Below are 11,966 nucleotides of genomic sequence, written 5' to 3' on the forward strand. Positions count from 1 at the left end.
CCGATGTCGATCGTCGCTATTCGCCCGGCGACCGCGGCTGACGGGGCCACCATCGCAAGGATCTGGTACGCCGGCTGGCGTGATGCCCATCTCGGCAACGTTCCCGATGCGCTGCTCGTGGCCCGTACGAGGGAGTCCTTCGACACCCGTGCAGCGCAACATGTCGGTGACACTGTCGTCGCCACCGTCGACGGTGCCGTGGCGGGCTTCGTCATGGTCATCGGCGATGAGGTCGAGCAGGTCTACGTCGCCGAGGAACACCGGGGACACGGCGTCGCCGCTTTGTTGCTGGACGAAGCCGAGCGGCTGGTCCGCGAGGCGGGCCACGGCCGTGCATGGCTTGCTGTCGTAGCTGGCAACGCGAGGGCCCGCCGGTTCTATGAACGCCGTGGCTGGATCGACGAAGGCATCTTCGATCACGCGGCTCCCCATGAGGACGGCCCGATTACCGTTCCCGCGCACCGCTACGTGAAGGACGTCGGGCAAGCATCCCGCTGAGCGCGTCCACGACGAGGAACGCCAGCAAGCTCACACCGAACACGGGGAGGAACCACCCGACGAACCCGGCTGCCACGACCAGCGGCACGAGCGCCCAGCGAGGGACCGCACGCCAGGCGCCCCGGGGAAACGGTCTGCCTACGCCGAATCGGTCGCGGGTCGGCCGCCGATGCCACCACATGCGGTAGCCCCAGCAGATCACCGCCACCAGAGCAAGGCAAACCGCTGCGAGCACGATCTGGTTCGCGAGCCCGAACAGCAGTCCCATGTGGGCGTCGATTCCCCAGCGCGCCAGCTTGGCGCCCAGTGGGTAGTCGTCGAACCGCAACGCTTCGAGCAACTGCCCGGTGGCCGGGTCGAAGGCGGCACTGTCCTGCTTCACCGGCCAGCTGTTGGTGATCTGCTTGACGAGGTAGACCTCACCTTCGGCAGACGGTGGCGTCACCTCCACCGGTCCGTCGAGGCCGGACGCACGGGCGGCGGCCAGGACGCGGTCGGGCCCGACGTCCGGACCGGTGGCGGTGCCGGTGTGCCCCTCGTGACCGGCATGGCCACCGTGCTCTGCGTGCTCCGACAGGCTCGTCGACAACGTCGGCGTCTCCCAGGACAGGGCCGCACGCAGATCGGTGATCGTCTCGCCGGCGTATTGGGACCAGGTCAGGCCGGTCACCGACAGGAACAGCAGCACCGCCGCGATCCAGGTCCCAGTGGCCGCGTGCCACGAGATGACGCGACGGCGACCGCTCGCCCGGCGGTCCGGCAGCAGCAGCCGGCCCCGGCCGTGGCGGCGCCGCACCCGCGACCACCACAGCACGAGCCCGCCGAGTACGACCACCCACAACCAACTCGCCGCCAGCTCGCTGTACAGCCGGCCGACGTCGCCGAGGTGCAGCCCCCGATGCAACTCGTCCACCCACGTGCGCAGCGGGGTCGCCTGACTGGAACCGTAGGTCTCCAGCACACCGCGCACCTGTGTTGTGTACGGGTCGACGTAGGCGGTCAGCCAGTGGCTGGGCTCGAGGTCCGGCCTGCTGAAGATCACCTGCGTGGTGCTGGTCGGCTCGCCCCCCGGCCGTACCCGGACGACGGTGGCGTCGGGGACGGCTCGTGCCGCGGCGTCGATCTGCCGCTGCAACGGCAGCGTCACCTCGCCGGCAGGCACCTGCAGCTCGTGGTCGTACACGACGCGCTCAAGCTGCGGAGTGAACACGTAGAACAGCCCGCTCAGTGCCGCGACCAGCAGAAAGGGGCCGACGAGCACGCCGGCGTAGAAGTGCAGGCGCAACAGCAGCGGGCGCAGCGAAGCGCGCGCCTGGGTGGGGCGTTCGGCGAGGTCATCGGTGGTCACAGCTAACGAGTCGTCCGCGACGACCGGAAAGTTCCCGGGCGAGATGTGGTTGGCTGACGGCATGCGCACGTTCGTCGACATCTCGGTCCCGTTGAAGTCGGGCATCCCGTCCGATCCTCCGGGCATGTGCCCGGAGATCGAGTATCTCGCGCACGACGACACCGTCGATCAGATGCTGTCGCTCTTCCCGGGCGCGACCAAGGCCGATCTACCCGACGGCGAGGGCTGGGCGCTGGAATGGATCCGGCTCACCACGCACTGCGGCACACACCTGGACGCTCCCTACCACTACGCCTCCACAATGGACAACGGCAGGCGGGCCATAACCATCGACGAGGTGCCGCTGGAATGGTGCCTCCAACCTGGGGTGAAGCTGGACTTCCGGCACCTGCCGGACGGCTACGTCGTGACCCCCGACGACATCGACGCCGAACTCGACCGGATCGGGCACACCCTGAGCCCGCTGGAGATCGTGGTGGTCAACACCAGTGCGGGTACCCGCTACGGCGAGGACGACTACCTCGCCAAAGGCTGCGGAATGGGCCGGGACGCGACCTTGCATCTGCTGCGCCAGGGCGTGCGGCTCACCGGGACCGACGCCTGGAGCTGGGACGCGCCCTTTTCCTACACCGCACGTCGCTTCGCCGAGGAACACGATGCCTCGATCATCTGGGAAGGTCACCGGGCAGGCAGGGAGATCGGGTACTGCCACATCGAGAAGCTGCACAACCTCGAGGCGCTGCCGTCGACGGGCTTCGAGGTGTCCTGCTTCCCGGTGAAGATCCATGCCGCATCGGCGGGCTGGACCCGCGCGGTCGCGGTCTTCGACGACGGCGAGCCTCCGTCACGGCCAGCAGGATGACCGGACCCCGGTCAGACGCCGGGCGACATACCGTGCGTCGTGGCCGACGCCGTACAGGCTGGCGGACAGGACGCCCCACTGGTACTCCATGCCGACAAATGCCAGTCCGGGATGCGTACGGGAGATCCCGTTGCGGTGAGCAGGCATGCCGCTGGCGTCGAGAGCGCCGAGCGGACGCAGGTATTCCAGTGCGGGGCGGTAACCGGTGGCGAAGAGGATCGTGTCGACGTGCTCGGACCGGCCGTCCGGCCAGCGCAGGACCGTACCGTCCGCCTCGGTGAACATCGGACGCCGACCGGGCCGGCCGGCTTCGATGGCCGCCCGGTAACCGGCGATGTCGATCACCGGAATGGAGCTGTGCTTGACCCGGCTCCCCAGCGGGATCCTGGACGCGACGGTGATGATCTTCCAGAACCAGGCCCCGGCGTCGGGTTCCAGCGGCTTACGGGTGGCGTACTGGACGGGCGAGCGGGATGCCAGCGTCACCTCGGCGTGCTCCACCAGTTCGGCCGCGATCTGCACGGCGCTGTTGCCGGCGCCGACCACGACGACTCGCTGGCCGGCGAACGGCTCCGGCCGGCGGTAGTCGGCCGCGTGCAGCACGGTGCCGGTGTAGTTGCCGAGCGCGGGCAACTCCGGGCGGTAGGGGTTGTCGAACTGCCCCGTGGCGGCGACCACGGCACGGGTGACGAACTCGTTGCCGCAGTCGGTCCGCACCACATAGGCGCCGCGTACTCGGTCGACCGACGTCACCCGGGTCCCGGTGCGCAGTTCGCAGTCCGTCTTCGCCATCCCGTCACGCAGATAGTCCGAGACCTCGTACTTGGTGGGGAAGCGGTTCGGGTTCCCGGGGAACGGCAGGCCCGGCAGGGAGTTGATGTGGGCCGGACTGAACAGTTGCAGGCTGTCGTAGTAGCGCGGCCACGAACCGGTCGCTTCCGGGCCGGCTTCCAGAACCAGTGGACGTACGCCGTGGGCAAGCAGGGCTCTGGCAGCTGCGAGACCGGCCTGGCCGGCTCCGATGACGATCACCTTCTCCACTCACCCGAGTCTGGACATTTCGCCCGGCGAGGTGCAAATAATTTCTCGCGCAACCCGGTTCACCCGGATGCCAGCAGAAAGCAGGAGCGCGCTGTAGCCGTCCGGGGACGGAGCGTCAGCTTCCTGGAAGCGCTTGCAGGACGACGCCCGCGGGCGCGTCCGGACCCTTCCCTTCGGTGAGCTATCCACGTAGGTTCAGCCGGTCAAGTTTGACCTTGTCCACTAAATGTCGCGCCCGTTAGTCCGTTTGGGCCTTAACTTTTGTCGGACCGCTGCATAAGTTGGACGCATTTCGTCGGAAGCGCGAGCCCGCGGAGCCGCCAGCGGGACGCCCGGGTTGAAGGCGAGGCAGTGTGACAACGGTGTCACCCCACAGGCGACATAGCCGGGGGCGTTCGACGCGCCCCGCCGTTGTCTCGCTCCCTGCTGGTCCCGACCTCCCGCCGGTCAGGCGATAAGAGCGGCCAGTCCGTCCCCTCCCGGTCCCCTCGAAACGGAGCTCCACAATGGACAAACGCGCTCCGGCCCGCTCCGGGCTGTCGCGTCGATCGATGCTGGCCGGCGCTGCCGCGGGCGTGATCGTCCCGGCGGTGGCCGCCGCGGCGTCGTCGGCCCCGGCGAGTGCCGCCCCCGGCATCACCCGGCAGATCACCATGTACGCCGAGAAGATCCCCGGCACCGATCTCTACGGTTACGGCCTGGAGCCGGGAAAGCCCACCATTCCCGGCCCGCTGCTGGAGATGTACGAGGGCGACACGCTCGAGATCGAGCTGGTCAACAACACCGACCAGCGCCTGTCGATTCACCCGCACGGCGTCAACTACGACACCGCCTCCGACGGCGCGCCGTTCAACAACTCCTTCAACAACCCGGGGGAAACCCGCACCTACATCTGGCGCAGCCGTACCCAGTACCAGGCGAGCAACGGGTTCTGGATGCCGGGCAGCGCGGGCTACTGGCACTACCACGACCACGCCCTCGGCGGCGACCACGGCACGGCCGGCCTCCTCGGTGGCCTCTACGGCGGTCTGATCGTGCGCAAGCGCGGCGACCTGCTGCCCAGCAAGCAGTACACCGTCGTGTTCCTCGACATGATGGTCAACCACAAGATCGCGCCGGAGACCCCGATCTTCGAGGCCAACCTGGGCGAACGCGTCGAGTGGATCTGCATCGGCCACGGCAACCTGCCGCACACCTTCCACCTGCACGCCCATCGGTGGGCCGACACCCGCACCGGCATGCTGAACGGTGACAACGACCGCTCACACGTGATCGACAACAAGAACCTCGACCCCGGCGCGTCGTTCGGGTTCCAGGTCATCGCGGGTGAGGGCGTCGGCCCGGGGGCGTGGATGTACCACTGCCACGTCCAGCTGCACTCCGACCAGGGCATGGCTGGGGTCTTCCTGGTGCGCAACGCCGACGGCAGCATGCCACCCGGCGCGCAGGAGGCCATCGACCGGTTCAAGGGGCACGGTCACGGCGGGCACTCGGCGCATTCCGGCGCCGTCGCCGCCGATCCCAACGGCCGCCCGCTGCCCCCGTCGATCCCGCCGGGTGGGGCGCAGAAGCACCCGAACGCGGGCGGCGGACCGCTCGACACCACCGGCGGCGCGGCGGCGAAGCAGGCCCCGCCGCCACCTCCGGCGCCGCCCGCACCGCACGACCACGGCGGCCACGCCGGCCACTGATCCGACAGCACTTTCACCGCGACCCAACCACCAACGAAGGAGCGAGGGATGGGGCGAAGAGTTTCGACAGGCTGGTTCAGGCGGCGACGAGCCGCGACAACGCTGGCTGTCGGGGCGGTGGTCGCGCTCGGCCTGCCGCTGGCGACGACCATGCCCGCGCAGGCCGCGCCGGCTCCGCTGGCACAGCAGGCGCAGACCGCAGCGACCGGCGTGTCCGTGCTCGTGTTCCACGGTCCCGCCGCGGACCAGAAGGACCCGGTACTCCGGGCATCCGACGCCATCGCACGGCTCGGTCAGGACAACGGCATCGCCGTGACGTCCTCATCCGATCCGGGCGTGTTCACCGCGGCCAACCTGGCCAAGTACCGCGGCATCGTGTTCCTCTCCGCGCAGGGCGTCGAGTTCACACGTGAGCAGGAAACCGCGCTGCAGAACTACATCAAGGCCGGCAACGGTTTCCTCGGCGTGTCCGACGCCGCCCGCGCGCAGGACGGCTCGGACTGGTTCACCGGGTTGATCGGCGCTCGCCCGACGGGCTCCCGGCCCACTCCGGAGGCCGTCGCCTCGGCAACCGCGAGCGGCGAGAATCCGCCGAACGAGACCAAGGAAAAGCTGTTCGACGGCAACTCGAACACCAAGTGGCTCACGTTCGCCAACACGGGGTGGGTCGCCTACAAGCTCGCCACGCCGACCGCGATCTCCAGCTACTCGCTGACCTCGGCCAACGACTTCGAAGGCCGCGACCCGAAGAACTGGACGCTGGAAGGTTCGGCCGACGGCACCAACTGGACCGTCCTGGACACCAGGACCAACGAGGTGTTCCCGGAGCGGTACCAGACCAGGAAGTTCGATATCGCGAACACCACGGCGTACCCGCACTACCGGCTCAACATCACCGCCAACGGCGGTCAGTCGGCCACCCAGCTGGCGGATCTGGAGCTGTACAAGAACAACTCGCAGACTCCGCCCCCGCCGGAGCCCGCTCCGCAGAAGGCCACGCTGGACGTTCTCGACCGGCAGCACCCTGCGAACAAGGGCCTGCCGCTGAACTGGGAACGCACCGACCGGTTCCTCAACTGGGACGTCAACCCGGTCGGCAACGTCCACACGGTGCTGCAGGTACAGGAGAAGACCTACAACCCGGGCCCGGGCGCGAACGGCCCGTTCCACCCGGTCTCGTGGTGCCGTGACTACGACGGCGGCCGGTCCTTCTACACCACCATGGGCCGCACCGAGGGCAGCTACGGCGAGGACCAGTTCCGCAGCCACCTGCTCGGTGCGCTGCAGTGGACGACCGGCATGGTGCGGGCCGACTGCAAGGCCACCATCGCCTCCAACTACAAGGTCGAACGCCTGACCACGACCAACGCCGAAGGACAGCTGGACCAGATCGGCGAGCCGCACGGCCTGACGATCGCCCCCAACGGCCGGGTCTTCTACATCGGCAAGGCCGCCTGCCCGACCGGCCCCGTCCCCGAGTGGGAGGACCCGAACGTCGGCCTCGGCTGCGGCACCATCCACCAGTGGGACCCGGCGACCAAGAAGGTCAAGCTGCTCACCGCGCTGAAGGTGATGGGCAACCGCGGCAGCGGTGACGAGCTGGTCAAGAACGAGGAGGGCCTGGTCGGCCTCACCCTCGACCCGAAGTTCGCCGAGAACGGCTGGATGTACGCCTACTGGATGCCGCACGAGTCCATCGACAGGGACAAGCGGATCGGCAAGCGCACCGTCTCGCGGTTCACCTACGATGCCGCCAAGCAGACGATCGACCAGGCGACCCGCAAGGATCTGCTGTCCTGGGACGTGCAGATCCACAGCTGCTGCCACGCCGGTGGCGGGATGGCGTTCGACAAGGACGGCAACCTCTACATCGGTTCCGGCGACAGCAACTCGTCGCAGGGTTCCAACGGCTACTCCGGCAACAACTGGCGTGCCGACTACAAGGGACTGTCCTTCCAGGACGCTCGCCGCACCTCCGGTAACACCAACGACCTCAACGGCAAGATCCTCCGGATCCGCCCGCAGGCCGACGGCACCTACACCATTCCGGACGGCAACCTGTTCCCCGAGGCCAGTGACCCCGGTGACAAGACCCGGCCGGAGATCTACGTGATGGGCGTGCGTAACATTTCGCGCCTGCAGGTGGATCCGGTGCACAACTGGGTGACCGCGGGCTGGGTCGGCCCGGACGCCAACGACCCGAGTCCCGAACTCGGGCCGGCGAAGTACGAGACGGCCACGATCATCACCGAGGCCGGCAACCACGGGTGGCCGTACTGCATGGGCAACCGGCAGCCCTACCGGGACCGCAGCAACACCGACCCGGCCGTGCTGACCGGCTGGTACGACTGCAACAACCCGCTGAACACCTCGCCGCGCAACACCGGCCTGGTGAACCTGCCGCCGATCAAGGACAACATGATCTGGTACGCGCCGGACGGCGGTGGCCCGGTGTTCCCGGCCCGCCCGAACAGCACCGTGCCGACGTACAACAAGGCCGACGCCACCTACACCCAGCCGTACCTCACCGGCGGCGGTCAGGCCGTGATGTCCGGGCCGACGTACCACCGCAGCCAGGTGAACACCAACAGCGGAGTCGCGTGGCCGGCGTACTGGGACAACAAGTGGTTCATCGGTGACCAGAGCAACGACCGCAACCGGGTCGCGGTGACCGTGGACCCGGCCGGTGTCCCGCAGGCGAAGCCACCGGCGTTCGCCGAGACGCTGCGGCACATCATCCCGCGCGGCACCGCGCCCAACCAGCTGGACAGCTGGATGGACGCCAAGTTCGGGCCGGACGGTGCGCTGTACATGCTCGACTACGCCGACGGCTTCTTCAGCCTGCACCCGAACCAGAAGCTGATCCGCATCACCTACACCGGCGGTGAGGCCACCCCCGCGGTGACCGCGACGTCGACGCAGGTGCAGAACAAGCCGCTGACCGTGGCGTTCAACGGGTCGAAGGCGGGTGGCGTGTCGTACAAGTGGGAGTTCGGCGACGGCACCATGTCCGCCGAGGCCAACCCGCGGCACACCTACACCCGCACCGGTCCGTTCACCGCCAAGCTGACGGTGACCTACGCCGACGGGACGACGGCGACCGCGCGGACGACGGCCAACGTCGGCTGCCTGGTACCCGACTCCGGCAAGACGGTGACGATCGCCGACACCGACACCACGATCGCCAACCGCAACGCGGGCGGCGGGTGCACGGTGGATGACATGATCGACGACGAGAGCACGTGGTCCACCCACGCTGCTTTCGTCAACCACGTGAAGCTGGCGACGAAGAACCTCAAGCAGCTCGGCATCATCAACAACGCCGAGCAGGGCCGGATCAACGCCGACGCGGAGGCGTCGCCGGTGGGACGGCCGGGTCACTTCGGTTACGACGCCATCTTCGACGGTACGTCGCTGGCGGGCTGGGAACAGGCACCTTCGGGGCAGTTCACCATTCAGCCGGACGGGTCGCTACGGCCCAGCGGTGGCCTGGGCATGCTGTGGTTCGCCGGGAAGCAGTACGGCAACTTCTCGCTCAAGCTGCAGTTCAAGGACATCGCACCGAACGAGCATCGCGCCAACAGCGGCGTGTTCGTCCGGTTCCCCGATCCGCGAACGCCGCTGGACCAGCGTCCGCCGGGTAGCTGCGGCACGACGGGGTCGGCGAGGACGTCGCAGGCCTGGGTGGCGATCTACTGTGGACACGAGGTCCAGCTCTACGACGGCGCGACCGGTGAGCCGCAGAAGACCGGGTCGATCTACAACTTCGACCCGGTGTCGCTCGACCAGGCCGGAGCGCTGCCCAAGGGAACCTGGAACGAGTACGAGATCCGGGTCGTCGGACAGAAGTACACGATCATCCGCAACGGTGTCGTGATCAACGAGTTCGACAACGTCCCGGGCAAGCAGTCGTCGCGGCAGGGTGATCCGCCCACCGACCTGCGGCAGTTCGTCAGCGGGTTCATCGGATTGCAGAACCACGGTGACAACGACCTGATGGAGTTCCGCAACATCCGGGTGCGGCAGCTGTAACCAGAGCGGCCGGCCGGCGTGCCACGGCGCGCCGGCCGGCTCTCTCGCCAGGAAGGTTTTCCCGTAATGTCCCGACGTTTGCTCGCCGCGCTGGCCGCGGCGCTCACCATGCTGGGGCTGGTCGCGATACCGGCCTCGGCCACGCCGGCGGCGTCGCCCCGGCCCTCGGTCCAGCAGGAGCCCGTGCTGGAGTGGACCGCGGACGACAGCCTCGTCAGGTACAAGAGCGCACCGACGAGTACCGCCGCAGGCACCTACACGATCTCGTTCAAGAACAGCCTGGCCACCGGAAACACCACGGACATGGTGCACACCCTGACGTTCGACACGTCGACGCCCGGGTACAACCACGATGTCCGGCTCAACATCCAGGCGTCGCCGAGCGACTCGAAGAAGGGCGAGTGGACGGTCCCCGGCATCAAGCTGACGCCGGGCAAGTACAAGTACTTCTGCGCCATCCCCGGCCACAGCCAGATGACCGGTGAACTGGTCGTCACCGAGGGAAGCGATCCGGACACCACCCCGCCGACCGTCTCGACCGAGATCACCGGCAACAAGGACCCGCAGGGCCGCTTCATCGGCTCGGCGACGGTCAAGGTCAACGCCACCGACACCCAGTCCGGTGTGGGCAAGGTCGAGTACAAACTGGACGACGGTGCCTGGACCGCGTACACCGAACCGGTCGTGGTCTCGGCCGTCGGCGCGCACAAGGTGCTCTACCGGGCCACCGACAAGGCCAACAACGTCTCACCTGAGGGCACGTCGGAGTTCACCGTGGTCGAGGACACCGGTGGGGACAAGACACCGCCGACGGTCACGTCGGAGGTCACCGGAAACAAGGACCCGCAGGGCAACTACCTCGACGTCGCCAAGGTCACCGTGACCGCCACCGACACCGAGTCCGGTGTGGACAAGGTCGAGTACAAGCTGGACGACGGCGCGTGGACCCCCTACAGCACGCCCGTCGAGGTGACCACCGCGGGCATGCACATGCTGCACTACCGGGCCACCGACAAGGCAGGCAACACCTCACCGGAGGGCATGGCCCACTTCACGGTCGTCAGGTCCGACACGACTCCGCCGACGGTGTCGGCGTCGGTCGGCGGCGTGCAGGATCCGGACGGCAACTACAAGGGCAGGGCCACGGTGACCGTGGCGGCCACCGACGAGGGCTCCGGGATCGCCAAGACGGAGTACGCGCTCGACGGCGGCGCATGGACGGCGTACACGACCCCGGTCGCCGTGACCGCGGTCGGTGCGCACACCATGAAGTTCCGCGCGACCGACAAGGCGGGCAACGCCTCCCAGGAGGGGTCGGTGTCGTTCACCGTCGTCGAGGCCGACGACACGACGCCGCCGAGCGTGCTCACGCTGATCACCGGTCCGCAGGACGCCAACTGGGCCTACGTCGGCAAGGCGACGATCACCGTGTCGGCCACCGACGACAAGTCCGGTGTGGACAAGGTCGAGTACAAGCTGGACAGCGGGGCGTGGACCGCCTACTCGGCGCCGGTCGAGGTGACGGCGGTGGGCAAGCACGCCATCGCCTACCGGGCGAGTGACAAGGCCGGCAACGTGTCGCAGGAACTGACCGGGTCGTTCACCGTGGTGGCGGACGGACCGCCACCGGCACCGGACGTCTGCCCCGACTCCGACACCCGGCTGACGGTGGTCATCGGCACGGTCGACAGTCAGGTGCCCAACATCGACATCGGTAACGGCTGCACGATCAACGACGTCATCGACGAGGACGGCCAGTACGCGTCGCACAACCAGTTCGTGCGGCACGTCAAGGCGGTCACCAGGGAGCTGGTGCGCGACGGTGTGATCCCGTCGGCACACCGCGACCGCATCGTCACCGCGGCGATCGAGTCGAACGTCGGCGTTCCGATGTCGACCCGGGCGGCCGTGTAGCGGTCCGCTGTCACGTGAAGGCCACCTTCACCACGTCCGACGTGGTGAAGGTGGCCTTCACGTGTTTCCGACGCTGCCGACGCGCAACGGGCGCAGCGCGTCGAAGTCGACCGGCTGCCCGCACGACTCGCAGGTGTGCCGCAGGTGCAGCTCGTCGCCGCAGGTGTGTTCCCACGCCGTCGGCCCCTCGCCGGTGGTGACGTAGCGGTCGCCCCACTCCATCAGGCTGTGCAGGATCGGCCGCAGCGCCCGGCCGGCCTCGGTCAGGACGTAGTCGTGCCGCGGCGGATTGTCCTGGTAGGGCACGCGGTCCAGGACGCCGGCGTCGACGAGTTTGCGTAGCCGGGCGGCCAGGATGTCCCGGCTGGCGCCGGTGTTGCGGGCGATGTGGTCGAACCGGCGCACGCCCAGGCTGACCTCGCGCAACGCCAGCAGCGTCCAGCGTTCGCCGATGACCGCCAGCGCGCCCGCGATCGAGCAGTCGCGTCCTTTCGTGCCCATGGGCCGATTCTCGCACACTTCCGCACAGTGGGTTGTGAAATCCAACTGACTCGGCGTATACCTGGAACCACCAGTCCGA

The 11,966-nt window shown here is 68.2% G+C and carries 7 protein-coding genes and 1 pseudogene; 5 read left to right on the forward strand and 3 right to left on the reverse strand.

Translation table 11 applies throughout. The annotated features are described in order from the left end of the window. The first annotated feature begins 3 nt into the window (after nt 1-3). On the forward strand, nt 4-498 hold the full coding sequence (locus EWH70_RS19645) for a GNAT family N-acetyltransferase (protein WP_130476897.1): 495 nt from the start codon (nt 4-6) through the stop codon (nt 496-498). Here the strand turns inward: EWH70_RS19645 and EWH70_RS19650 are convergent. Next, entirely contained in the window at nt 446-1,846 is a 1,401-nt protein-coding gene (locus tag EWH70_RS19650) for a PepSY-associated TM helix domain-containing protein (protein ID WP_240687082.1), read from the reverse strand. The two genes, EWH70_RS19645 and EWH70_RS19650, sit on opposite strands and share 53 nt — an antisense overlap. A 61-nt stretch (nt 1,847-1,907) precedes the next feature. Between EWH70_RS19650 and EWH70_RS19655 the strand changes: the two genes are divergently transcribed. Then, nucleotides 1,908-2,708 carry a cyclase family protein gene (locus EWH70_RS19655; RefSeq protein WP_130476898.1) on the forward strand — a complete coding sequence of 267 codons (801 nt, stop codon included), beginning with the start codon at nt 1,908-1,910 and terminating at the stop codon, nt 2,706-2,708. On the opposite strand, the gene EWH70_RS19660 is transcribed toward EWH70_RS19655, so the two are convergent. Further along, nucleotides 2,691-3,749, reverse strand: a complete 1,059-nt coding sequence (locus tag EWH70_RS19660) for a flavin-containing monooxygenase (RefSeq protein WP_130476899.1) — start codon at nt 3,747-3,749, stop codon at nt 2,691-2,693. The two genes, EWH70_RS19655 and EWH70_RS19660, sit on opposite strands and share 18 nt — an antisense overlap. Nucleotides 3,750-4,255: 506 nt before the next feature. Here EWH70_RS19660 and EWH70_RS19665 point away from each other — a divergent pair. The 3 genes and pseudogenes from EWH70_RS19665 to EWH70_RS19675 all read left to right on the forward strand — a co-directional run. Continuing rightward, a pseudogene (locus tag EWH70_RS19665) lies at nt 4,256-5,239 on the forward strand (multicopper oxidase domain-containing protein); the annotation flags it as partial. A 249-nt stretch (nt 5,240-5,488) separates the two neighbouring features. Next, nucleotides 5,489-9,472 (forward strand): ThuA domain-containing protein, encoded by a 3,984-nt coding sequence (locus tag EWH70_RS19670; RefSeq protein ID WP_130476900.1) that lies wholly within the window; start codon nt 5,489-5,491, stop codon nt 9,470-9,472. 66 nt (nt 9,473-9,538) lie between these two features. Then, nucleotides 9,539-11,386 carry an OmpL47-type beta-barrel domain-containing protein gene (locus EWH70_RS19675; protein ID WP_130476901.1) on the forward strand — a complete coding sequence of 616 codons (1,848 nt, stop codon included), beginning with the start codon at nt 9,539-9,541 and terminating at the stop codon, nt 11,384-11,386. 57 nt (nt 11,387-11,443) lie between these two features. Here EWH70_RS19675 and EWH70_RS19680 read toward each other — a convergent pair whose 3' ends face one another. Further along, complete coding sequence (locus EWH70_RS19680) at nt 11,444-11,887, reverse strand: winged helix-turn-helix transcriptional regulator (RefSeq protein ID WP_130476902.1); 444 nt, start codon at nt 11,885-11,887, stop codon at nt 11,444-11,446. Between the last annotated feature and the right edge of the window lie 79 nt (nt 11,888-11,966).

This window comes from Amycolatopsis suaedae, assembly GCF_004214935.1.
Lineage (GTDB): Bacteria > Actinomycetota > Actinomycetes > Mycobacteriales > Pseudonocardiaceae > Amycolatopsis > Amycolatopsis suaedae.